The 24025-nt window shown below is 61.4% G+C and carries 24 protein-coding genes; 2 read left to right on the forward strand and 22 right to left on the reverse strand.

The annotated features are described in order from the left end of the window. Positions 1-28: 28 nt before the first annotated feature. From I6L37_RS02355 to I6L37_RS02455, 21 genes are all read right to left on the reverse strand, one after another. Positions 29-616, reverse strand: coding sequence for a nucleoside triphosphate pyrophosphatase (locus I6L37_RS02355; RefSeq protein ID WP_042070296.1), 588 nt, complete (start codon positions 614-616; stop codon positions 29-31). A gap of 2 nt (positions 617-618) precedes the next feature. Then, the gene (gene mreD / locus I6L37_RS02360) at positions 619-1104 is read right to left on the reverse strand and encodes a rod shape-determining protein MreD (protein WP_026458460.1); all 486 of its coding nucleotides are present in this window, start codon (positions 1102-1104) and stop codon (positions 619-621) included. Continuing rightward, entirely contained in the window at positions 1104-1997 is an 894-nt protein-coding gene (gene mreC, locus I6L37_RS02365; protein ID WP_061476914.1) for a rod shape-determining protein MreC, read from the reverse strand. Before mreC ends, mreD begins: the two co-directional genes overlap by 1 nt. 42 nt (positions 1998-2039) lie before the next feature. Beyond that, a complete protein-coding gene (locus I6L37_RS02370) occupies positions 2040-3080 on the reverse strand; it encodes a rod shape-determining protein (RefSeq protein WP_005340051.1) in 1041 nt (346 codons plus the stop codon). Between the two features lie 204 nt (positions 3081-3284). Next, entirely contained in the window at positions 3285-6992 is a 3708-nt protein-coding gene (locus tag I6L37_RS02375; RefSeq protein WP_216993191.1) for a DUF6701 domain-containing protein, read from the reverse strand. After that, positions 6989-7462 carry an MSHA biogenesis protein MshP gene (locus I6L37_RS02380; protein WP_042070295.1) on the reverse strand — a complete coding sequence of 158 codons (474 nt, stop codon included), beginning with the start codon at positions 7460-7462 and terminating at the stop codon, positions 6989-6991. The genes I6L37_RS02375 and I6L37_RS02380 overlap by 4 nt, the downstream gene beginning before the upstream one ends. Next, positions 7452-8267, reverse strand: a complete 816-nt coding sequence (locus I6L37_RS02385) for a PilW family protein (protein ID WP_367948779.1) — start codon at positions 8265-8267, stop codon at positions 7452-7454. The genes I6L37_RS02380 and I6L37_RS02385 overlap by 11 nt, the downstream gene beginning before the upstream one ends. A 68-nt stretch (positions 8268-8335) precedes the next feature. Continuing rightward, a complete protein-coding gene (locus tag I6L37_RS02390) occupies positions 8336-8896 on the reverse strand; it encodes a prepilin-type N-terminal cleavage/methylation domain-containing protein (protein ID WP_026455902.1) in 561 nt (186 codons plus the stop codon). Next, positions 8883-9380 (reverse strand): type II secretion system protein, encoded by a 498-nt coding sequence (locus I6L37_RS02395; RefSeq protein WP_026455901.1) that lies wholly within the window; start codon positions 9378-9380, stop codon positions 8883-8885. Before I6L37_RS02395 ends, I6L37_RS02390 begins: the two co-directional genes overlap by 14 nt. A gap of 56 nt (positions 9381-9436) precedes the next feature. Continuing rightward, positions 9437-9874 (reverse strand): prepilin-type N-terminal cleavage/methylation domain-containing protein, encoded by a 438-nt coding sequence (locus I6L37_RS02400; protein ID WP_026455900.1) that lies wholly within the window; start codon positions 9872-9874, stop codon positions 9437-9439. 14 nt (positions 9875-9888) lie between these two features. Further along, positions 9889-10554 (reverse strand): MSHA fimbrial major subunit MshB, encoded by a 666-nt coding sequence (mshB, locus tag I6L37_RS02405; protein WP_224212251.1) that lies wholly within the window; start codon positions 10552-10554, stop codon positions 9889-9891. A gap of 79 nt (positions 10555-10633) precedes the next feature. Further along, complete coding sequence (locus tag I6L37_RS02410; protein WP_026455898.1) at positions 10634-11098, reverse strand: hypothetical protein; 465 nt, start codon at positions 11096-11098, stop codon at positions 10634-10636. A 256-nt stretch (positions 11099-11354) separates the two neighbouring features. Further along, positions 11355-12575 (reverse strand): type II secretion system F family protein, encoded by a 1221-nt coding sequence (locus I6L37_RS02415; protein WP_042070290.1) that lies wholly within the window; start codon positions 12573-12575, stop codon positions 11355-11357. 3 nt (positions 12576-12578) lie between these two features. Beyond that, positions 12579-14288 (reverse strand): MSHA fimbrial ATPase MshE, encoded by a 1710-nt coding sequence (gene mshE / locus I6L37_RS02420; RefSeq protein WP_216993193.1) that lies wholly within the window; start codon positions 14286-14288, stop codon positions 12579-12581. Between the two features lie 33 nt (positions 14289-14321). Further along, a complete protein-coding gene (locus I6L37_RS02425; RefSeq protein WP_216993194.1) occupies positions 14322-15413 on the reverse strand; it encodes a tetratricopeptide repeat protein in 1092 nt (363 codons plus the stop codon). Next, on the reverse strand, positions 15410-16300 hold the full coding sequence (locus tag I6L37_RS02430; RefSeq protein WP_216993195.1) for an ExeA family protein: 891 nt from the start codon (positions 16298-16300) through the stop codon (positions 15410-15412). The genes I6L37_RS02425 and I6L37_RS02430 overlap by 4 nt, the downstream gene beginning before the upstream one ends. Positions 16301-16392: 92 nt before the next feature. Next, positions 16393-18126 carry a pilus (MSHA type) biogenesis protein MshL gene (mshL, locus tag I6L37_RS02435; protein ID WP_124239687.1) on the reverse strand — a complete coding sequence of 578 codons (1734 nt, stop codon included), beginning with the start codon at positions 18124-18126 and terminating at the stop codon, positions 16393-16395. 66 nt (positions 18127-18192) lie between these two features. Continuing rightward, positions 18193-18522, reverse strand: coding sequence for a GspB domain-containing protein (locus I6L37_RS02440; RefSeq protein WP_026455892.1), 330 nt, complete (start codon positions 18520-18522; stop codon positions 18193-18195). Continuing rightward, positions 18515-19162 (reverse strand): type 4a pilus biogenesis protein PilO, encoded by a 648-nt coding sequence (gene pilO / locus I6L37_RS02445; protein ID WP_026455891.1) that lies wholly within the window; start codon positions 19160-19162, stop codon positions 18515-18517. Before pilO ends, I6L37_RS02440 begins: the two co-directional genes overlap by 8 nt. Continuing rightward, on the reverse strand, positions 19162-19755 hold the full coding sequence (locus tag I6L37_RS02450) for a PilN domain-containing protein (protein ID WP_201942631.1): 594 nt from the start codon (positions 19753-19755) through the stop codon (positions 19162-19164). Before I6L37_RS02450 ends, pilO begins: the two co-directional genes overlap by 1 nt. After that, a complete protein-coding gene (locus tag I6L37_RS02455) occupies positions 19755-20621 on the reverse strand; it encodes an MSHA biogenesis protein MshI (protein ID WP_216993196.1) in 867 nt (288 codons plus the stop codon). The genes I6L37_RS02450 and I6L37_RS02455 overlap by 1 nt, the downstream gene beginning before the upstream one ends. Before the next feature lie 86 nt (positions 20622-20707). Between I6L37_RS02455 and I6L37_RS02460 the strand changes: the two genes are divergently transcribed. Beyond that, positions 20708-21634 carry a 1-aminocyclopropane-1-carboxylate deaminase/D-cysteine desulfhydrase gene (locus tag I6L37_RS02460; protein ID WP_216993197.1) on the forward strand — a complete coding sequence of 309 codons (927 nt, stop codon included), beginning with the start codon at positions 20708-20710 and terminating at the stop codon, positions 21632-21634. Between the two features lie 21 nt (positions 21635-21655). On the opposite strand, the gene I6L37_RS02465 is transcribed toward I6L37_RS02460, so the two are convergent. Beyond that, the gene (locus I6L37_RS02465; RefSeq protein ID WP_216993198.1) at positions 21656-23584 is read right to left on the reverse strand and encodes an EAL domain-containing protein; all 1929 of its coding nucleotides are present in this window, start codon (positions 23582-23584) and stop codon (positions 21656-21658) included. A 66-nt stretch (positions 23585-23650) separates the two neighbouring features. Here I6L37_RS02465 and I6L37_RS02470 point away from each other — a divergent pair, with 66 nt between their 5' ends. Beyond that, positions 23651-23821, forward strand: coding sequence for a hypothetical protein (locus I6L37_RS02470; RefSeq protein ID WP_156130737.1), 171 nt, complete (start codon positions 23651-23653; stop codon positions 23819-23821). Positions 23822-24025 lie beyond the last annotated feature (204 nt).

Raw genomic sequence — 24025 nt, forward strand, 5'->3', positions numbered from 1 at the left:
GACGCAGCAGAGCCCAGCTGACGGGAAATTATTTGAGCTGTTCCAGATGGTGTTTGATCAGCAGATCCGTCTCCAGCAGGGGCAGGCCGACCACGGCGCTGTAGCTCCCCTCCATGCGGCTGACGAACTTGCCCGCAATACCCTGAATGCCGTAAGCCCCGGCCTTGTCACAGGGCTCGCCGGTTTGCCAATAGGCCTCGATCTCGGCCTCGTCCAGCTTGCGGAAGGCCACATTGGTGGTGACCAGCCGCACGTCGCAGCGCTCCGGGGTAGCCAGCGCCACCGCCGTCATCACCTGGTGCACCTTGCCGGAGAGCGCCTCCAGCATGTCTTTGGCATCCAGCAGATCGGACGGTTTCTCCAGCACCCGGTCGCCCAGCACCACTATGGTGTCGGCCCCCAGCACCGGCAACGCCGTCGGCGCACACGCCAGCCCGGCCATCGCCTTGTCACGGGCGAGGCGGCAGACGTAATCCTGCGCCTTTTCCCCCTCCTCGCGCTGTTCCGGCACGTCCAGCCTGAGTACCTCAAAGCGGTAGCCCAGCTGGGTCAGCAGTTCATGACGGCGGGGCGAGCCCGAGGCGAGATAGAGTTGCGGTTCGTTGTTCTTGTTCATATTTACCTGATATTGAAACGGCGCCGCACCTTGCGCAGCACCAGAAACACCCAGGGCCATATTAGCATCGTCGTCAACGTCGACCAAAAATAGGCGAAGTTGAGGCTGGCCCGGCTGAACAGGTGTTCTGCCCAGAATACCGTCACCTTGCCCACCAGTGACAGGCCGCCGATGATCAGCGCCTGTTGCCACAGGGAAAAGTTGCGGATCTTCTGGAACTGGAAGGCCGCCAGATAAGTGGTGATGGCCATCGCCATGGCCCGCACCCCGAGCGTGCTGCCGAGCAGCACGTCCAGCAGCAGGCCTGCCACCCAGGCGGTGCCGACGTTGGTTCGGTGCGGCAGCGCCAGCGCCCAGTAGATCAGCACCATGGCCAACCAGTCGGGGCGGAAAGGATCAAATTCGAAAGGAAGCGGCAGGATCGACAGGCTCAAGGCCAGCAGGATGGAAATCCAGATCCAGACCCTGCCGCTGGCGGGTTGTAACATCAGCGGGTGGCTCCTGCGGCGGACGCTGCCGGTGCGGCCCGTTCGCCTTCCTCATCATCTCGTACGTCAGGTTTCTTGTCAGTCCACAGCAACAGTAGGTAGCGCAGGCGATCCAGCTCCACCAGCGGCTTGGCCTCGACCTGGGCGAAGGGCTTGCCCTCCACATAGTCGGAGCGGGTCACGGTGGCCACCGGGTAGCCTTCCGGGAAACGGCCGCCAAGGCCGGAGGTGACCAGCAGATCGCCGACCTGCACGTCGGTATTGCGCGGCAGGTTGCGCAGCTCCAGCTTGTCCAGCTCGCCACTGCCGGAGGCGATGGCGCGCAGATCGTTGCGCAGCACCCGCACCGGAATGCCGTGGCTGGAGTCGGTGATGAGCAGCACCCGGCTGGTGGTGGAGCCCACGTGCAGCACCTGGCCGATGACCCCCTGATCGTTGATCACCGCCTGGCCGTTGTAGACGCCATCCAGCGCCCCCTTGTTGATCAGCACCTGGTGACTGAAGGGGTCGGAGTCCACCGACAGCAGCTCGGCCACCATCTTGCGGGAATCCTTGTGCACCGGGGAACCGAGCAGCTCGCGCAGACGCTGGTTCTCATGTTCCAGATGATCCATCTTGAGCAGGCGCGAGCGCAGGGTGAACAGCTGCTGCTCCTGCTGCTTGGTCTGCTCGATAAGATCGGCCCGGGTCTGCACCTGGGTCGACATGGTGTCGAGCAGGGTACCGGGGGCATTGGCCATGTATTGCAACGGACTGACCAGTGAACTCAGGTAGACGCGGACATGGGTAAACACACCGAAGCGGGAGTCCGCGACGATGGCTGCGATGGAGATGATGACGGCGAGAAACAACCGTAACTGAAGCGAAGGGCCTCTACCAAAAATGGGTTTCATGGGTCGTCAAAAAAGAGCCGGCACGCTGGCCGGCTTTGGGTCTTATTCGTAGTGGAACAGATCGCCACCGTGCATATCGATCAGCTCCAGCGCCTTGCCGCCACCACGGGCCACACAGGTGAGGGGATCTTCGGCGACGACCACTGGGATGCCGGTCTCTTCCATCAGCAGACGGTCGATGTCCTTGAGCAGGGCACCACCACCGGTCAGCACCATGCCGCGCTCGGAGATGTCGGAGGCCAGCTCGGGCGGAGACTGCTCCAGCGCCACCATGACGGCCGCGACGATGCCGGAGAGCGGCTCTTGCAGCGCTTCCAGGATCTCGTTGGAGTTCAGGGTGAAGCTGCGCGGAACCCCTTCGGCCAGGTTGCGGCCACGGACTTCGATCTCGCGCACCTCTTCGCCCGGATAGGCGGAGCCGATCTCGTGCTTGATGCGCTCGGCGGTGGCTTCACCGATCAGGCTGCCGTAGTTGCGACGGACATAGCTGATGATGGCTTCGTCGAACTTGTCGCCACCGATGCGCACGGACTGGGAGTAGACCACACCGTTCAGGGAGATGATGGCCACTTCGGTGGTACCACCACCGATGTCCACTACCATGGAACCGGTCGCTTCGGAAACCGGCAGGCCGGCACCGATGGCGGCCGCCATGGGTTCGTCGATGAGGTAAACCTCACGGGCACCGGCGCCCAGAGCGGATTCCTTGATGGCGCGACGTTCCACCTGGGTGGAGCCGCACGGTACACACACCAGCACGCGCGGGCTGGGGCGGAAATAGTTGTTGTCGTGAACCTGCTTGATGAAGTGTTGCAACATCTTCTCGGTCACGTAGAAATCGGCGATCACGCCGTCTTTCATCGGGCGAATCGCGGAAATATTGCCCGGGGTACGGCCCAGCATCTGCTTGGCGGCATGGCCAACGGCAGCGACCGATTTGGCGTTCCCGCGCTCTTGGCGAATGGCGACAACTGAGGGTTCGTTAAGGACGATCCCTTGATCTTTTACATAGATCAGGGTGTTGGCAGTTCCCAGGTCGATCGACAGATCGTTGGAAAAAACGCCTCTGAGCTTTTTGAACATGGCTACGGGAAATCCTAAGAATTGGGAGGTGCAGAAAATCGGCTAACTTTACCAATGCCCACCCCAATGGGCAAGCGCTCAAACTGTCGCCAATCAATCACGCACGACAAAAATGCGAGTCGTCACTCACTGTCCCGGGCTTATAAACGCTCATAAACCGAAAATCAGGGGAAAGGTACTCACCTGTTCCCCTGTCGGATTCTGTCAGTTCAAAACTTCGCGTCGATAAATAATCCGGTCATTGCCCCGCGCCGAACCAAAGATGGCCTCACCCTGCAGGGAAGCGGGATCGCTCAGCCAGAGAGGAGCAGAAGGCTGACCAACCTGTTTCGATAGATCGATCCTGAAGGGGATGCGTACCGCGGCATTCGGAGCAGAAAAGTGAAGTACTATTTTTCCTTTTTCTGCCTTGGCGACATTATCTGGCCCAGCTTGCCCACTCAAAGTCAAAACACTGCGGTATGACCGGGTCATCTCGGGGGGCAACTTGCCCTGCACCTCATAAGAGGAAGTGGCTCCGTTGAACACAATGTTGCGGTCGGGGTCAACTGGCGCCACGGCCGGGATCGGGTCAAAACCCCGGTTATCCAGCGACAACTGCATACACATATCCTCCTCGTTGAGCCGCCACTCCCCTTGCTCGAAACGCTCCATCTCTAGCATCACTGGCAAACTGGCACTCGCCACACCATTATTTTTACCCGCCAGAATACGTCCAAAATAGGCTTTCATCGGCTCGGTATCGATCAGCCTGGCATTGCACTGGCCGCCGCTGCACACCCCCTGCAACGCCTCGTTGAAATCCGGATCGGCAATCAGAGTATGGTCACCATCGTGATCGTGCATATAGAGGCCGAATAACAAGGAGCGGTAGGGCCCATCCGGCTGGGTATCGGAGAGGCGTAAAAACGCGCTCACTTCATCCAGCTTGGCCAACCCGTTTTCCCAGGGAAGGGCCGACAAACTCTGTAGTCGGGTTGAAAGGGAGTGACCATCCCTGTCATTGGCCGTGGTCAGATAAGCGCTGCCCTTGGCAAAGGCGTCCTTGTAGTTTTGGGTCAGATCCCCGGCTTTATTGCGCGCCATGATCTCCAGCTGGACACCAAAAGGCTGACCCATATAGCTGAACTGGCCACAGGCCGGGATGATATCCCCGCGAACCAGATTAAAATCCCAGGGCACAAAGCGCCCAATGGGACTGCTCCAGCGCAGAGGCACCTCCAGTTGTGGTGACTCGGTCTGATAACCGGGATAGGGGATAAAATTGCTGACTCCCGCCTGCAATACTCCCACCTCACTCCAACTGGCAGGCGTTCGCCCCTGGCCTGCCGAAAGCGTGATCGAGGCGGGCGTTAGCACGCCACGCTGACCCGCTTGCGGCGCAACGACGCCCCATTCCAACGTCAGATTGCTGGCCGCAAACCCGGGAGTAAGCTCTCCCTGCCTGTTCACCGCTCGGCTTAGCAAGTCATATTCTTCCCCTGCCTTCTTGTAAACAGAACACTCGGCAAACTTGGCATCATCGCTGCCATCGCACGCACTCTGCCCCTCCCCCTGCAGCACGATAGCGCTGGGGATCACCGCCACCGTATCGCTGCCGGTCAGGGTCAGGGAACCGGTGGTATCGCTCTTCTGGAAAGTAGCATCCAGCCGCAACACGCCGGCATCCGGATACTTCAGTGCCAGCTGGCCCACCCCGTTGCCATCGAACAGCACGCTTACGCTGCCAGTTGGCGTCAACGCACTGTCATTGATCGACGGGACTGAACTGCTGGTCGGCTCGGACTCCAGCTTGGCGTGGCCAAACTGAAGGGTCTGGTTACCCGTCAGCAGGGGGACGCAGACCCGGGTTGCTCCGGCATCGTTGGAACGGATAGCCCGGATCGTCGTGCTGGCCGTGTCACCGGCATAAAAGGTAGAGAAATCAAAACGCAGGGCCGCATCGGTAAAACTCATGGAACAACTGTTATCAAGCACTCCGTCCCGGTAGCAACGCAATGGTGCACTCGGGGCGCTGCTCGTCAGTCCCAGGGTGACATTCCCGCTGGTCAGGCGGGAGAGGGCCAGCGCAGCCTGGCCAGACGAGTCAACAGTCACAGGATTGCTACTCCAGCCACTGGCAGGTGCAAGTGTCACCTCGGCGCCATCCACGTAACGCTGGCTGCAATTATTATCCTGGCAAGCCAACAGCTGGATCGATGCCCCTTCGCAGGTCAATGACTGCGAAGGGTAGTAAAGCTCGTAGTGATCCGGCCCCTGCTGGATGGATTCACACTCATAACCGCTGCTGTCTATGACGGAGTGGTAACCCATAACGACGCTGGCTGAGCTGACTCGCCCATGCCAATAGGAGTTGGATCCCATATACAGGGAGCTCCCCTCTATCTGATAAAGCAGACCGCTGATGGTATCCAGGTTATCCATCACCACCTGGCCATAACTGACCAGCAATAGCTGGTTGATATCTCCGCGCCGGTTTACCCCGGGACTGTTGATCAGGTTTGCCGAATCCATGACCAGAGATTTGACAAACAATCTGACCGGCCCATCCAGCACGATGGAAGTGTCGGAATCCATCCACAGCTCTTCAATCCAGTAATCCCCGGCCGCCAGACGAACCGTGTAGGGCTTGCCTCCTCGCCCCCCATCCAGCCGCAAGTTTTTGATGTAAAGACCGGCCTGCCGGATATCCAGCGATGCCATATAGGACGTTTCAATAAGGCCGAAACGGTTGCCATTGGCCGCTGTCAGTTGGTAATGAGTGTCATAGGGAATACGCAGATTAGACCCGCCAGGAAGCGGAAAACGGGATGCTGGCAACGAGAGCGATGAAGTGTTTCCTGCTGGCAAACACTGGTCACGATCACAGGCTTGCAGATAGGAACCTTTTATCATGCCGCTGTTGTAATACCCCAAAGAGCCGTTTTTTGTTCCCCAAATAAATCCATTGGGAGGTCCATTATGAGAGCCCCCCAGATCAAGATAGTGATTAACGTTTCGCCCCTGCACCGGATAGGGAAATGCCTGCTGGCACAATGCAGCAAAATCAGTCACGGCAGGAATGGGGGTATAGCGCAGGACAATATCGTCCCATGAGATATCATCACGATCCGCTCTGCTCAACGTCTCAATCCAGAGTTCATAGTTACCGGCAGACAGTTCGTAATTGATATCCCAATTCACATCACCATTGCCGCTGAAATAAAACACCAGCGGGGTGTCCACAGAACCCTGAGTGCGGATAAACATGCGGCTGCCATTGGCTATAGACCAATCACGCAAGTTATAAAGCGTCAGGTTATCGAGGCGGGATTTCTCTGGCAGGGTAAACCCTAATTTTACATAAGTACCTGATGGGGCTGGCGGATACCAACGATTGGCATCCACGTTGTCACCAATATGGGTGCGTTCGATGAAATGCACCGCATTGCTGCTGCCACTGGAGACCAGACGAATACCGCTAAAACGAAAATCATCCCAATCCTGGCAATTGTTCCAAAATCGCCCCAAGTAATATCCATTGGAATAACAGCCACCCCACACAGCCATCCGGTATTCACCAGCAGGCAGATTGATCAGCCCGGTGACCCGGTCCGGAGTCATCAGGGAAGCTTGTGCATCAACCACCACGGAACCGTATGCATTCCAGATAACAATATTGACGCCACCGTGCAGTCCAGACTGCCCCTCCACCCGGATCGCCGAAATCGCCTGTGACTCGGAGAGAGAGAAGTGGATGGGGGCAACGGGGAAAAACCCGCCACCGTAATTGCCAACCATCGTCGTAGGGCGCAGCGCATCGTTGCGGTTGTCGCCGACATAGAATGAGCCCGGCAACCATACATCTGCCCACAACACCTGAGAACACAACAGACAAACCAGCAGGCAAAGGTAGCGAACAAGGGACATCATGGTGTGGCTCCGCCATAGGCTTCAATGGTGACCGTCCGACTGACGGCAAAATCCGGGTTGGCACTGGCCAGATCATCCTGGCCGCAGGTCCCCGTGCTGAGCAGACGGTAGCCGTTTACTGTCTCTCCCTGATAGGTGATGGGTCGTTGCACACACTCGACCCGCACCTGACAGCTGGCCAGGCCCTGATCGGTGCCAAAGGTAGGGGGCACATTGACCAGATCGCAGAGGTTGGCCGGGGCTGGTGCGGCTGGGAGCTTGGGGAATAATTGAGACAAGGCCATCTCCAGCCCGCTCTGGGCCGCCAGCAAGGCACGCACGCTGCGCACCTCCACGGTATTTTTCTCGCTGCTGTCCGTCAGCATGCGACCGAGCGCCGCTGCCAGCAGGGCCATCACCACGATGACAAACAGGGCGATCATCAGGGCGCTGCCTCTTGCGCGGGTCGGCCTTCTCACATCAGGGCACATTGCTCACCCCTATCTTGTGGTTGAAGGTAACCGACTCCCCCTTGCGCTCGAACACGAACCTGACCCCAAACTCCCCCGAGGCATTGAAGGCGGCAGGCTCCCGATAGAAGCTGCCGACACGGATCCACTCCGCCATCAGACTCGGTGAAGAGAGCTCCTCGCCAATCGGCCCTCTGCTGCGAAACAACCGGCTTCCCTCCACGCAATAACGCACCTGCTGGCGCGCGAAGTAGACCCGGTTGGCGGGGGAGAGGCCATCCAGCTGCTCGGAAGCGGCATAATAGACCGCCTGTACGCCGGTCACCGGTGCCTGTACTGCGTTCACCCTGGCCACGCAGTTGCCATAGACGCATCCCTGTGCGAGGGAATCGACATCGCCGCGAGGGATGGGAAACACGACCAGCAGATCACGGTTTGCCGCCACGGCACCGCCATCATCCTGCAACGGATTGGCCGCCGAAGCCGGGGTCTGCATCAAGAGTTCCAGGGTGCCGGCACTGCCGGAGACGGCACGGTTCAGGGTGAGATAACGACTGGTGGCACTGATGGGCCAAAAACGCAGGCAGGAGCCGCTATCCACCCAGTCGCCTGTCGCCGTTTCAATGCGCAGCGAACCGGGCACGGCATCGCGCACCTCGCGATTGAGTCGCTCCATGGCAAAGCGGGCATCGCTCATCAGCTGCTCACGACTGCTGGCATCGCCGTAGATCTGGCTGCCGATACCGATAAACTGGCTGCTGAAGGTCGCCATGATGCCAAGCAGCAGGATCACCATCACCAGCTCGACCAGGGTAAACCCGCTCACGGACTGCCGGGGGGCGCCAAGTCTGCACGACCCGGTTGCGGAGTGTCTCGTGAATATCGGGTTGCCCATCAGTAGTTCCCCCGATAGAGGGAGAAGTCGAGTACGCTGCGATCGGGCAGCCGTACTTGCAGCTCGATACGCTTGCCCACCGAGCAGGGTTCGGTGCAGCTTTGAAAGCTGCCATCGCTGAAATCGACGCCGCTCACTGCGATCTTTACCTGATAGTTGGGGTACTCGTCGCCACTGACACCCGCCGAGGTCTGGGTGAAGCGATTGGCATCGACCCAGTTGCCTGCCGTATCGAAGTCATCCACATCGTTGTAGGCGTAGGGCGCCGGCTCGCCGTCCGGGCCATAGCTGGTCGAGCAGGCCGGGATGGTGACACCGGTGACCGTCTCGCCACAGCGGTAGCGGCCACCGTTGTGATCCGACTGCTCATCGAATGACTTTTGCAGGATCTCGCCGGCAAGGCGCTGGGCCAGTTGGGCGGCACGCACCTGCTGCACCGGATCCACCGCCCTGGGGGCCTGGTTGATAAGCAACCCGAGTATGCCGGTCAGCGCCACCGCCAGCAGCACTATGCCGACGATCAGCTCAATCAGGGTAAAGCCGCGCTCAGGGGATCTCATGGATATACCCCTCGGATTCAATCTGGATGTGACCGGCTTCCCGCCCATCACTGACCTGCACTATGCACCCATTGCTGCAAACCCCCAGCGGGCGCCCCATCCGATCGAAACGCAACACGAAACTGTTGTTGTTATTCAAGGAGATCGTCATGCCGGCTGAGGGGATGACAGGGCGGCCTCGCGTACGCAAATTGTCGCTCCAGCCAGCAATAGAGCCGGGCGCAGGGCAAGTAGTGCCGGCCATGGACTGGGTGATATGGGCGAATCGGGAAGCGTCGACCACCAGCTGGGTACAACGGTTGGCGGGTTCATGCATATTGACTGTCTGTACCAGCCGCAGGCGGGTCAGCAGTTCATCGCGCAGGCTTTGGGTTTCAACGCCGCCTTTGCCCAGCCATTTGGGCACGGCAAAGGCGGCCAGAATCCCGAGCAGCAGGATCACCACGACCAGTTCAATCAGGGTAAAGCCCTTGGTTGCAGCCATGGGTCTTCTCATCAGGTGAAAGAGAAAGCGAGGCCGAAGCCTCGCCTTCCTGGTCATTACTGACCGCAGTCAGTACTGATGGCGATGGAGGGGACACCACCCACTGCCGTGATGGCATTACTGTAAGTCACGGCACATTTACTGTTGGGCTCGTTGCTCGGTTTGAAAGTACCAGCAGAGCCAGACACTTCGCTCCAACCGTCCAGTGCGACTGTCTTGCCGGCATCAGCAGTCACCGGATAGCCAAACTTGGTGTTAATGGTGGTACCTGCGACAGAAACGGCACCGGAAGTGCTCTCGATGCCCTGAATGGCTGCCTTGCTGTATACCAGTTGGGAGGAACTCTGCAGGGATGCCTTCACGCCATTGGCCGCGGCCAGACGCGCATCATCCTGCAGATTCAAGAACTTGGGTGCAGCAGTCACCGCCAGAATGCCCAGAATGATGATCACGATGACCAGCTCGATCAGGGTAAAACCCGCCTGTTTTTTCATTTCATTTTCCTCTGTTAATTGATGTTGGTGGTCACCTGGCCGGAGGCCGGACGGTAACTGAAACTCATAAAGGCATCCGTGCTGCCCTGCGGATCCTGATACTTGCCATCGCTGCCCTTGCTCAGGCTGTTGACCAGATAGTAACGGCAGACCGAATCCAGGCCGTTATTGGTCACGCTGACATAATATTTCAGGTCATTGCCACTACTGCGCACTTCACTGAAACTTGCCGTCGCCTTGGGCGGGTTTTGCAACAGCCCCTCCCAAATTTTGAGGCAGCGCTGGGCGCTCAAGTTGGCCGGATCCACATCGATGCCACCCTCGGCGGACGTATCCATGGGATAGCCTGGCGAGAGCTCGCCATTGCTGATCTGGGTCTCGGTCGGCGTGGTCAGGTAGAAGCGGGAACCGTCATAGAGCACGGTATTGAGCCCGTCCTGCTTGGCACGCCCCTCGGCCTCCCACTGGGCCCGCACCAGCGACACGCCGGTGGCAAAGCCGCCAGAAACCCCTTCCACGCTCGCCTTCTTGGCCTCGTCGGTCACGTCGAGAAAGCGTGGCAACGCCGTCACCGCCAGGATCCCCAGGATCACGATGACGATCACCAGTTCGATCAAGGAGAAGCCGGCAGCCAGCTTCACCATCCCTCTGTGCGGGATTGTTGATGCCCTTGATTTCATTGCCATACTCCCTCCGAAATGGGCGTTATTATTTCATGTGAGTTCAAAAAAATCATGTAGTTGACCCATTTATCAGGCCTCATTCAGAGCGCTTCGTCACACGCCCGTCAGAAAATTGATACATCAGCCAATAACCGTCCCAACCAATTTCGCATCCGCTACCATCCGGACGGGCCAGAAACTGTAGAGGCGGCATGCCGCTCTCCACCTCCCCGACCAGTGTCAACCACAGCTGACGGCAGTTGCCGGAGGGAGATTGCGGCGGCATCACCGCCAGCGGCCAGCCCCGCTCATCGAACTGCCACGCGAGATCACCGGCATGGAGCAGTGACGGTCGCCGCGCGTCGAGCCAGAGACCGTGCAAGCGCTGTACCCGCTCGGCAAACTGCTCCCCGAGCAGGGTGAGGGTGACCCGCTGCGCCTCCTCCCGGTTGCCCTGATAGCTCTGCACCAGGGTAGCGACGATGATCATCAGCAGGATCAGGGTGATCCCCAGCCGATAGCCGCTCAACCAGCGTTCATCCTGTTGTGACTGCCTGCTCATCTTGTCCCGCACTCCCCGGCCATCCATTGCCGCGACGACTCCATCACCACTTGCAATACATATCCCATCCTATGGCTGTGAAGATGCGTCTATTTACCGCGAACGGCGCCCATCATGTCCCACCATATGACCGTAAAGACGCGACCTATTGACCTCGAACGGCCCGTATCATGTCTCACCATATGACCGTAAAGATGCGGCCTATTGACCTCGAACGGCCCGCATCATGTCTCACCATATGGCCGTGAAGATGCGCTTATTTACCGCGAACGGCCCGCATCATGTCCCACATGGGCGTAAAGATACCGAGCGCCAGGATCAGCACCATGACCGCCACTATCCCGATCAGGATGGGTTCGATGCGGGCGGTGAGGCTCTTGAGGTCGTAATCCACCTCCCGCTCGTAATACTCGGCTGCCTCGTGCAACAGATCGTCCACCTGACCTGTCTCCTCCCCCACAGCGATCATCTGCATCACCAGCGGGGTGAACAGGCCGCTGCCACCGGCAGTGCGCAGCAGGCTTTCGCCCCGTTCGATGCCGGCCCGCATGTCACGGATCCGCCCCGCCATGTAAGCGTTGTCCACCGCGTCGGCCACCAGAGTCAGCGCCGTGTTCAGCGGCACCCCGGCCTTGAGCATCATGGAAAAGCTGCGGGCAAAACGGGCCAGCAGGGAGCGCTCTATGATGGTGCCGACGATGGGCAGTTTCAGCTGCCATCTGTGCCAGGTCAGCTTGCCCTTCTCACTGGCGGTCCAACGTCGCCAGCCGAATACCATGGCACTGAGGATGGCGATCAGCAGCCACCAGTAGTGCACGAAGAAGTGGGAGGTGGCGAGCAGGATCCGGGTCGCCAGCGGCAGCTCCACCCCGAACTTGGCGAACATGCCGGCAAACACCGGGATCACCATGACATTGAGGATCACCATGGCAATACCGATGGCAATCAGCACGAAGCTGGGGTAGCGCATGGCGGTCTTGATCCGCTTGCGGGTCTCCAGCTCCAGCTCGAAATAGGTGGCGAGCTGCAGGAAGGCCTCTTCCAGCTGACCCGTGTTCTCCCCCACATGGATGATGGCGACGAACAGGCTGCTGAATACCTTGGGATGGGCCTGCATCGAGCTCGACAGCGGCCGGCCGTTGCCCAGATCCTCCCCCAGCGCGTGCAGCGCCCGCTTGAGGGGCTTGTTGTGGGTGCTCTCCTCCAGCCCGGCGATGGCGCGCAGGATCGGGATCCCCGCCCGGGTCAGGGCATACATCTGGCGGCTGAAGATCACCAGCTCCTCGAGCCGCACGCCCCCCTCCAGCAACAGTGACCAGTCGATGGACGCCGATTTGGCCTTGCTGGCTTTCAGCTCGGTGGGCATCACCCCGCGGCGCATCAGCTGCTCGGCTGCCGCCATCTCGTTGGCGGCCTCCACCACGCCGCTGGTGGCATTGCCCTGGCTGTCGCGTCCCTTGTAGGCAAAGTTGGTCATCGCTTACCCCAGATCCTCGGCCAGCCTCAACACCTCATCTACCGAGGTGATTCCCTTGCGGGCATAATCGAGCGCGGTCAGCGCCAGCGGCCGATAGTGTTCGTGTTCGCGGGCCGCTTTGGCGAATCCTTCCGCATCGTTGCGGCGCAGGGCATCCATCATGGGCTGGTCCAGCTCCAGCAACTCATACACCCCGATCCGGCCGGAATAGCCGGTGAAGTTGCAGCTCTGGCAACCACGCCCCTTGTGATAGCGGTGCTGGCCGGGCGCTTCGCCGGAGAGCACGGTGAGCCAGGTTGCCTGCCCTTCGTCCGGCGCCTTCTCCTCAACGCAGTGCTCGCACACCCGCCGCACCAGGCGCTGGGCCACCACGGCCCGCAGCGCGCTCGCCACCAGATAGCCGGGAGCCCCCATGTCGATGAGGCGCAAGGCGCTGGTGACCGCATCGTTGGTGTGCAAAGTGGTCAGCACCAGGTGACCCGTGATGGCGCCGCGCAGACCTATCTCCACCGTCTCGTTGTCCCGCATCTCCCCCACCAGCAGGATGTCCGGATCCTGACGCAGGGTGGAGCGCAGCACATGAGAGAAGGTGAGCCCTATCTTGGGGTTGACCTGCACCTGGCAGATCCTCGGCAGGCGATACTCCACTGGGTCTTCCACCGTGATGATCTTCTGGCTCGCCTGATTGAGCTCGGAGAGGGCGCCGTAGAGGGTGGTGGTCTTGCCGCTCCCGGTCGGGCCCGTCACCAGGATCATGCCATGGGGACGTTTGAGCTGGCGGCGAAAGCGGGTCAGGATCTCCGGCGGCATGCCGGTCTCGGTCAGCGACAGGATGCCGGAGGATTGATCCAGCAGACGCATCACCACCGACTCGCCGTATTGCACCGGCATGGTGGAGATCCGCACGTCCACGTCACGCCCGCGAACCTTCATGTTGAAGCGGCCATCCTGGGGCAGCCGCTTCTCGGAGATGTCGAGCCCCGCCACCAGCTTGAGGCGCAGCACCAGCGCCTGGGCGATGCGCACCTCGTTAAGGATGTTCTCGTGGAGGATGCCGTCGATCCGCTGGCGGATGCGCAGCACCTTCTCGTCCGGCTCGATATGGATATCCGATGCCCCCACCTGCACCGCGTCCTCAAACAGGGAACGCAGCAGCTTGGCTACCGTCGCCTCCCCCTCATCTGCCGCCCCCAGGTTGCTGGCCCCCAGCTCGAAGCCGGTGTCCTGGTACTCCTCCTGCAACTGCTCGGCGAAACTCTCGATCTCGCGGGTACGGCGATAGAGGCGGTCGAAATACTCCAGCAGCTGACCTTCCCGCGCCACCGCCAGCACCATCTCGCGGGGGCTGAGCAGGGCGGCGATGGCATCCATGGCGCTCAGATCCGCCGGATCCGACATGGCCACCGTCACCCTGTCATCCCTGAGGTTGACCGCCAGCGCCCGATAGCGGCGAGCCTGTACCTCGGGCAGCAGGGCCACCGCCGCCGCGTCTATGGTGAGGTTGTTGAGATCGAAGAAGGGCACATCCAGCTGGCGGGCGAGAAACTGCAGCAACTGCACCTCGCTGATGAAGCCAAGATCGATCAGGGTGGTGCCCAGCTTGCGGCCGGTCTGACGCTGCTGCTGCAGGGCGAGCTGCAACTGATCATCCGAGATGATCTGCTCCTGAACCAGCAGGTCGCCGAGGCGCATTTTCAGTCTGGGTTGTGCCATTGAAACTCCGAAGTTGATTGACCCTGTCGCCCGTCAGGGGGCGAGCTGGGCGACGCGCTGTTCCAGCCAGCTGGTGGAAGCCTCACCCAGATTGCCATGGAGCAGGGCGTTGCGATAGGCGTCCAGCGCCCGCTGGCTGTGGCCCTGGCCATCCTCGGCCACGCCCAGCCCGAGCCACCAACGGCCCTGATCCGGCTGCTGGCGCAGCAGCTTCACATAGAGATCTGCCGCCTCGGCGTTGCGTCCCAGCTCCTGGGTCAGCCCGGCCCAGGTGGCGTAATAATCGAGATTGGCGGCCAGCTCCGGTTGATAACCGGCGAGCCAGCCAAGCGCCTGTTGCCGTTGACCCTCGCTGATGGCAAGGCGGGCCAGCAGGAGCCGAAAATCCGCCTGCTGGGGCTCAAGCCTGAGCCCCTCCTCCAGCAACTGGCGGGCTTCGGCCAGCCGACCCTCGCCATAGAGGAGACCCGCCAGCTGCTCCCGCGCCCCCTGGTTGTGGGGATCGTGTTCCAGCACCTGATAGTAATTGTCCTGGGCATCCCTCAGGTTACCCTTGGCCATGGCGACAGTCGCCTTGCGCTCGGCCAGCACCGCCAGCTCCTGCGGGGAGAGCTCGACGGTTTCGATCTTCAGCACGCCCGGTTTGCGCGGTGGCTCGGCCACCGCCTGCTGCTCCGCGGCCAGTTCGGCATGCAGATCCGGCTGCAACTCCTCATCGCTGGGCATGGGCTCATCGCCCTCCCCGGCCTCATCTACCTCATCAAACGCGGGCCCGGACAAGGTATACGGCTCTTCATCCCTATTCTCATCGGCGGCTGAGCGGGGCTGCGGCAGCGTCACCGCCACCTCGACGGGCTCCGACTCGACGGGCGCGAGCATTGGCGACGGTGCCACCCGGGCCACCACATCGGCCGCCACGGGTTCACTGACCACACTCATAGCCCGGGTCTGCTGCCAGTAGATCCAGGTGCGCCAACCGAGGATCCCGAGGGCCAGGCCACAGAGCAGGGTCAATAGCAGCATCCACCAGCCCTGTTTGCGGGCCGGTGCGACATAGACGGCAGCTCCCGCGGATCCTTGCTGGCGCTGTTCCAGATCCTTGAGCATCTGGTTGATCACGCTCATTGCCAGACTCCATAAGCCAGGGCGCACCCCAGCAGCAGTAACAGGGGCCACCAGCGACCCGGGGCGCCCTTGCGCGCATCATCGGTATCGCGGATGGCGAGGTGCACCAGACGCGGCGCTATCTGCCGCGCCCCCTGACCATAGGCCAGCATCAGGCACTTCTGCGCCAGTACGTTGATAAGTCGGGGCACGCCGCGCGAAGCGCGCCACAGAAGCGTCAGGGCGCGGTGACTGAACAGCGGCGCGCCGCGATAGCCGGAGACTTGCAACCTGTGTTCCAGATAGGCGCGGGTCTCATCCCGGCTCAGGGGCCGCAGGCAGTAAGAGAAACCGATCCGCTGGCGCAGCTGGCGCAGATGGGGCTTGCCGAGCCGGTTATCCAGCTCGGGCTGGCCAAACAGCACTATCTGCAACAGCTTGCTCGATTCGGTCTCGAGGTTGCCAAACAGCCGGATCGCCTCCAGGGTCTCGTCCGGCAGGGCCTGGGCCTCGTCGATCAGCACCACCACCCGGCTCCCCTGCTGATGCAGGGCGATGAGGTGGCGATGGATGCGATCCGTGATGTCCAGCTCGCTGTCGTCGTGCACCGACAGACCCAGCTCCAGCGCCAGGGCGATGCGCAGCTCGGCCGGAGAGAGGTGCGGGTTGGGCAACCAGGCGATGCGCACTGGGTGCGCCTCCGAACCCAGCTCCCCCAGCAGCTTGCGGCACAGCAGGGTCTTGCCGGTGCCCACCTCGCCGGTCACCTTGATGAAGCCCTCCCCCTGCGACAGCGCCCAGTTGAGCACCTGCAGCGCCTCCTCGTGCGGGGGCAGGCCGTAGTAAAAACCGGTATTGGGGGTGAGGCCGAACGGCGCCTCCTGCAGCCCGAAATGCTCCAGATACATGCCGTCAGCTCCCGCGCCCGGGCCGGGCGGCCTGCGACAGACCACCCGCCAGCACCAGATCATGGGACAGAGCCGGATCCGCGCTCATGCCATCAACCCTTGGGGGGATACCATTTGTCGAGCAGATCGGCGGAGCGCTGCAGCTCGTTCTGCCAGGTCTCCTTCTCCACCACGGTCGGCTTGAGCAGGATCACCAGTTCCACCTTCTTGGTGCTTTCGCGGCGGTTGGTGAAGGCCTCGCCGACCCAGGGAATGTCGCCGAGCAGGGGCACCTTGCTGACGATCTCCTGCTTGTCGGTCTTCATCAGGCCGCCGATGACGATGATGTCGCCATTGTTGGCCTGCACCACGGTATCGGACTCCCGAATGGAGCTTCTGGCCAGCGGCAGCTCCAGCTTGCCACCCGTGGTCCCCATGTCGATCACCTTGTTCTGCTCCTCGGTATCGATGACGGAGGGGTGGATGTGCAACAGCACCTTGCCCTCTTCGTCGATCTGCGGCGTCACATCCAGCGCGATGCCGGAGAAGAAGGGGGTCAGTTCCACGTTCGGGGTCTTGTCGGAAACGCCGGAGGAGTTGGTGGTGATGGTGGTCGAGGCGTTGGTGACGAAATACTCGTCCGTCCCCACCTTGATCACCGCTTTCTGGTTGTTGGTCGCCGTCACCCGCGGGCTCGAGAGGGTATTCACATCCCCCTGGGTCTTGAGCAGGTTGACCGCCACGTTGAAGTTGCCATCCGTGATGGTGAAACCGGCGCCACCGCCAATCGCCTTGAATATGGGGTTCGCCGCGCCAACCAGGCTGCTTCCCAGCGAACCTGCACCATTCAGCAGGTTGTAAGCAGGGGCACTGCCCGGCGCAGTCAGGATAGGCTGGGCCACCGTCGGAATGCCCTTGTTGCCACCCCAGCTGGCGGTCAGACCGCTCCAGTCCACCCCCTGTTCATAACCCTCGCTGAGGGCCACCTCCAGGATCCGCGCCTCCAGCACCACCTGGCGCTTGAGGTGGCTCTCGGACTGGTTGAGGAACTCGCGCACCGCCTTGAGCTCCTTCGGATAGGCGCGAATGGTCACCAGACCCGCCTGCGGGCTGGTGATGACGGCGCGGCCGTCGCCGGTGCCGATCAGCATCTCCAGAGAGGTGCGCAGATCGGTCCAGTAGTCACTGTTGGTGTCGGTCTCGATACGGGTGCCGTTGCTGTTGTCCGAGTTGCCGTTGCTGCCGGACGAGTTGCTGGTGCTGGTGTTGTTGCTGTTGGCGCTGTCGAAACTGTTGTTATTGCTGTTGTTATTGTCGTTGGAGGTGACCCCGCCGGTACTGACCGAGGTACGGGAGAGGCCGCGCCGGGACATCATCAGATAGTTGACCGGAATGGTCTCGGTCCGCAGGCCGGCCGGGTAGATGTGAAACACGTTGCCCTTGCGCTGCACATCGAAACCGTACATGTCACCCACCACCGCCAGCACCTCCTGCAGGGTGACGTCCTTGAGCTCAACGGAGACCAGCCCGGAGACTCCGGGGTGCACCGCCACGCTGTAGCGGGATCCCTTGAACAGGGAGCCGAAAAACTCGACTGCCTCCACGTCGTGGGCGGCGATGCGCAGCCGCTTTTCCGGCATGGGCACGGGGGTCTGCGGCCGGTTCAGCTGCAGCAATTCGCTTTGCACCGATTCGGGCAGGGTGGTCAGGGGGGCGGCCTGCTTCTGCTGTTCGCTCATGGCCTGCTTGAGGGCGTCCTTGGCCTGGGTGGGCTCAGGGTGTCGATACGTGGTACAGCCGGCGGCCATCATGGCCACGGCGATCAGACAGAGACGGTGTGTTTTCATGTAATCAATGCACCCTGACTTGCAATTAAATGCGATAAACCCGGCGCCCCTGTGGGGCCGCCAGGATTAAACCCGAACCTTGCTGGCAAACAGTGTCAGCGCGTGGCGTTTTCCCGCCTTCTCGAGCACGACACCATCGGCCTGGATGGCCACCAGCGTATATCCTTCGATCTGCTGTCCTATCCGGTAACTCTTGCCGTTGAGCACCGCCAGCGCCGGACCGTTGCCCAGCACTATGCTCTGCAATTTCGGCAACCCGGCACTCCCCTGACCGCTGGCCGCAGAGCCACCGGCCATCTCCGCCAGCGGCGCCGTGGGATCCTGCAACACCTCGGTCGGCTGCGCCATGATCTGGGCTCCGAACAGGCAACAACACAATGGGAACCATCTAGCCACGAATGAACTCCTTGCTGGTGCTCAGGGTGTAGATCTCCATCTCCACCAAGGCCCCCGGGTAATCTTTCACCCGGTAGTCGAACCGCTTCCAGTAAAAGTGGCGCGGCAGGGCCTCGAGTGCCTTGAGATACTGATACACGTCGAAATAGCCCCCTTCCAACTGCAGCCGGATGCCGTGCTTGTAGAGATTCATCTTCTGTTCGCCAGCCATCAATGGGGTCGGCTCCAGGGAACTGAGGGCCAGCATGTGCAGGTTGGCAGAGCGGGAGAGCAGCGCCTCCAGCACCTGCGGCATCTCGCGGGCCGGGATCAGATCCACGGTCTGGGCCTTGAGCCGCTCGTCGAGCCGGGCCAGCTCATCCTCGGTGCGCGCCAGCTGTTCCCGAACGCTCTGATCGGGATCCCGCTTGAGGCGAGCCTGCTTGCCGAGATTCTCCAGATCCATGAGCTCGCGATCCCGTTCGGCGGCGTTCAGCGCCATGCGGTCTTGCTGCAGTCGGGTCGCGGCGCCATCGAGCCAGCCATAGAAGCCAACCGCCCCCAACACCACCAGCCCGGTCAGCAGGATCAGCACCCGTTCACGCTGGCTCAGGGCGGCGATACGCTGGCTCCAGTCCTGCCACTGTTCTTTCAGGGTCATCAGGGTTTCTCCCGCGCTATGCCGCTGAGCTGGAAGGTCAGGCGACCCTCCTTGTCACGGCTCAGGGTCAGTTCGCCAAACTCCTGGCCCGCCAGACTGGGAGTCTGCTTGAAACGATTGACCCAGGCGGGCACATCCTGGCTGCGCCCGGCAAAACCGGAGAGATTGAACCGCCCTTCGTTGATTTCGATGCGTTGCAGCGAGAGGTTGCTGCTGCGGATCCGCGACAGATCCGCCATCACGCTGGCATACCCCAGGGATTTTTGCAGGCTCAGGCTGCCCAGCTGGCGCATCAGCCCCTGCTTGGCAGTCAACTCCTCCTGCAGACCGGTGAGCCGCTGTTGCAAGCGGGGATCGGCCTGATGGCGGGCCAGCTCGGCATCAAGCCTCTGAGCCTCGCTACGTTTGTGCGCCAGCTCGGTATTGACCAGCGCCAACGCCCGACTGACCTGTTGTTGCTGCCAGCCATAGCCAGCAGCCATCAGCAGGATCAGCAGCAGGCCGGCGCCCCAGGCCAGCGCCATCTGGTTGAGGCTGGCCCACTGGCGTTTGGGGCGAAACTCGGCGCCGTAGAGGTTGATCTGGCGTTTCATCACGCATCCTCCCCGATGGCGGCGGCATACGCAGACAAATACTCGACCCCCGCCAGCACCGCCTTGTTGGCCATGGCGGAGACGGCCATGCCGAAGGTCTGTTCCATGTGGCGCACCAGGGTACCGATGAAGGAGGAGGCGATGGCCAGCTGCATCTGGCCCAGCTCCGGCAGCTTGAGCTGACCGGTCAGATAGTCGAGGGAGCGCTGGATCTCCAGCGCCAGGGTATCGAGCAGCAGGGCATCCGGTTCCTCCTGTTCTCCGGTCAGCGCCCCAAAGCCGCGCAGCTGGCGGGAGAAGCAGAGTCCGCCCTGATGGAACACCAGCAGTTGCAGATCCTGCCCCCTGGGTTGCCACAGCAGCATGCGCACCGCCTTGTCGGCCTCGTAGAGGGAGGTGAGTGCCAGCTCGTCGCTGACGATGGCATCCAGAGTGGCGACGCCGTTGATGGCCTCCGCCACCTGCTGTACCCGGCCCTTGGGCAGGCAGATCACATTGATCCGCGGCTGACCGGCAGGGGGCGTGGGCAGGTCGACATAATCCATGGCGAGCTGCAGCACGGGTTCGCTGACATAATCCTTGATGGCCCAGGGCAGGGCGCCGGCCATCTCGGCCTCGGGCACGGCGGGCTTGTCGATCTGGATCTGCTGATAAAGGCTGGCGGCCAGGGCGACACGCACTTTAGACTTGGCGAGGCCATGACGACTGAACAGTTCATTGACGGCCTGGCCCCACTCGTGCGGTCCGTTGATGGTCCGGGTGGTGAAGACGGGGGGATTGGCGACGGCAGCCAGCATGATCCTGTCATTGGCCAGCAGGAGCCCCACCTGGCGACTTGGCGTTGACCGTTTGAACAGTTGTTTCATGTAAACCGCCCCGTCATTAATTGGCAAAAAGCATGAAATCTTAACATAAACAGAGAATTAGCCTCCAGCAAAAGACGGACTCACCCTTGCAAGACAGCCTTACACCTCTGGCAACTAAGGGGGACAGCCCCCTGCCATCGCCACTGCACCCCATCCGGCATCCCCTGCTCGCCCACTACGGGGTGGAACTCTGGTGCAAGCGGGACGATCTGATCCACCCGACCATCTCGGGCAACAAGTGGCGCAAGCTGAAATATCACCTGCAGCATGCCAGCGAACAGGGCAAGCAGCACCTGCTTTCCTTTGGCGGCGCCTACTCCAACCACATCCATGCCCTGGCGGCGGCGGGCCACCATTACGGGCTGCGCACCACCGGTATCATCCGGGGCGAACCGGAGGCCATCGGCAACCCCACCCTGACGGATGCCAGCCGCTGGGGCATGGCCCTGCGCTTTGTCGACCGGCAGACCTACCGCAGGCGACATGACCCCGAGTGGCTGGCCCGGTTTGCGGCCGCAGATACCCTGATAGTGCCGGAAGGAGGCAGCAGCCCCCTCGCCATCCCGGGGGTTGCCGAGCTGGTCGACGAAGTCCCCTTCTCGCCGGATCTCTGGGTGCTGCCCTGTGCCAGCGGCGGCACCCTGGCCGGCCTCATCGCGGGCAAGCGGGATCCGGAACAGATCCTTGCCATCGCCGTGCTCAAGGGGGGCAGCTTCATCGCCGACGAGGTGTGCCGGCTCTACCCGGCCGCGGCCATGATGCCCGGCTGGCGGATCGCGCTGGATCACCATGACGGCGGCTACGCCCGTTTCAGCCCGGCGCTCTGGCAATGGGTGCAGGCCTTCAGCGCCGAGACCGGCCTGCCGCTCGAGCCCATCTACAGCGGCAAGGCGATGTGGGGACTGTTTCGCGAGTTGGCAGCGGGCCGTATCCCGGCCGGCAGCCGGATCGTCTTCATCCACACCGGCGGCCTGCAGGGGCTGGCGGGGCTCAAGGAGCAGGGGCGTCTCTGACGGCGGCTCGCGCCGCCCGACTCAGACGCCGACCGGTTCTATCAGCAGCCGCTCCGGCGCGGCAAACCAGGGCCCCTGACCGGCGTGCACCCCGAGGTGGCGCAGCATCTTCCACTCCTCTTCGCTCTCCACTCCCACCGCCAGCACCCGGGTCGGGGTGTTGGCGCAGCCTCCCACCAGGCTGCGCACCGCCATCTGGTTGACCTGGCGGGAGTGGATCTCCCGCACCAGGCTGGGATGCAGCTTGAGGAAGTTGATCTCGAACTCCTTGATGTACTGGGTGCTCACCACATCCTGGCCGGCGTGGTCGATGGCCAAGCGGCAGCCAAGCATGCGCAGGGAGCGCAGCGGCCGCTTGAGCGCCTCGTAATGACGGGTGACCTGGGCTTCCGACAGCTGCAGCACCAGCCGTTCGTTGGTGCTGCGCGGCAGCTGGAACAGGGCGAAGAAGAGCCAGCGCTGGAATTCGCGATGAAGCAGACTCTGGGCGCTCAGGGTCAGGCTGATGGGGCAGCTGTGCTCGGCGCGCTGGCGCAGCAGCTGCAAGGTCTGCTCCGCCACCAGCCGATCCAGTTGCAGCAGCATCCCCACCTTCTCCGCCATCGGCATGAAGACCCCGGCTGGCAGGGCGCGCCCCTGCTCATCGTGGAGATAGGTGAGCAGCTCCTGCTGCAATACCACCTGGCCGCGATCCTGCTGGATCGCCTGGGTGTAGAAGTCGATGCCATGTTCCTCGAGGCGGCGACCAATCAGGGTGCGCCAGCGCACCGAGCCCTTGCTGCTCTGCTCCTCCTCCAGTTGCTTTTCGTAGAGGAACCAACCGTTGTGCCCCTGCAGGCGGGCGCTCTTGAGGGCCAGCTCGGCCTCCTCCTGCACCTTGAGCAGATTGTCCTGGGAGTGGTAACAAACGGCGCCGAGATAGACGGCGGTCTCGGGGTTGACCTCGTCCGGCCAATGCAGACGCTGCAGGCTCTTGAGCAGCTGGCTGGCGCTGTCCACCATCTCGCTCTCGGACATGTTGGGCAACAATACGGCAAACACCTGGCCGGCGTAACGCGCCTGCAGGGCGCCGCTGTGCTTGCGCACGAAGGCCCCTATGGTTGCGCTCGCCTGAGCCAGCAGGTCGGGGCCAAGCTGCTCGTACTGTTCGGCCTCCAGCTCCTCCAGACAGGCGAGATCGATAAGCAGCACGCCGCCGCTCATCACGCTCGCCTCCATGATGGCGCTCTCCAGCCGGTTGTCGAAAAACAGGCGATTGCCGATGCCGGTCATCTTGTCGACAAAGGCGTTGCTGCGAATGAAGTTGTCGAAACGGCTGCGCTCCTTGCGGGCATCGGCCAGCTCGGCCAGCAGATGATCGAGGGCCTGACTGGCGGCCACCGGCCACTCCTCGGACGGGTCATGGCTGAGCTTGGAGAGCTTGTCATCCAGGATCAGCTGGGCACGAATCCCCAGCAACTCGGCCCCCCGCAACTGCTGGCGCAACCAGCGGATGGAGTACCAGAGACCGAACACCACGATGAAGATGCCAAACGAGATACCCGACATTGCCTCGATGGAGTACTCCACCTCCTTGAAGGGACGTTCGAGCCGGAAATTGGCCTGCATGCCGGCCTGGTGAGGAAGCGAATGACTGTAGGAGAGCAGTAGCTGTTCATCGACCGGGCGTTGCACATCGCGAAACCAGTAGACCCGCTGATCGTTCTGGCGCACTTCCAGCTCGACCACATGGGCGGCCCGCAGCAGGGTGGGCAGCCAGTTGCTCATCGCATCCACGTTCTGGCTGACATCCAGCTGCTCGTCGATCACCTCGACCAGGGCGTCGACCTTCTTCTGTTGCAGCTCCATGCCCAGTTCACGAAAGCTGAAGACCCCGCCGATGAGCACGGTCGCCATGGCGGCGATCACGCACAGGGTGATGAATGAGACAAGCTGTGTAGTCAGTTTCATGTGCTTTTCCGTATGCCCGGACCATCCTTGTGGCCTCATGGTAGCAGTGGGGATCACGCCGCAGCTATGGATGAAGATCCCGCTTCTGCAATTTACGCCGCAGGGAGCATAACCAAGGTGCCGGAAGAATACCAAAGATGGTGGGCTGCAGGCCCGGAGAAAGGAGAAGTGACAGAGAGAAAAATGGTCCCTGAAAAGGGACCAAAAGGAACACTCATATCAAAATATCAAAACTAACACTCTGTGCTACTGACAAAAAACAGATACAGGAGTATTGAACACACGGTGAGTCAAACCGCAGGGCTACTTTAATGCGTTTCGGATAAGCCAGGCAATTGTCACTTATGACAGGTCATCGATTAAATCAAACTCAATCAAGTCCTAAAAATCGTTTTCTTACAGTGAGTTACAAACGGCAACCTCAAATCTGATACATCAGTC

Origin of the sequence: Aeromonas sp. FDAARGOS 1407, from assembly GCF_019048725.1 — a bacterium.
Taxonomy (GTDB): domain Bacteria; phylum Pseudomonadota; class Gammaproteobacteria; order Enterobacterales; family Aeromonadaceae; genus Aeromonas; species Aeromonas enteropelogenes.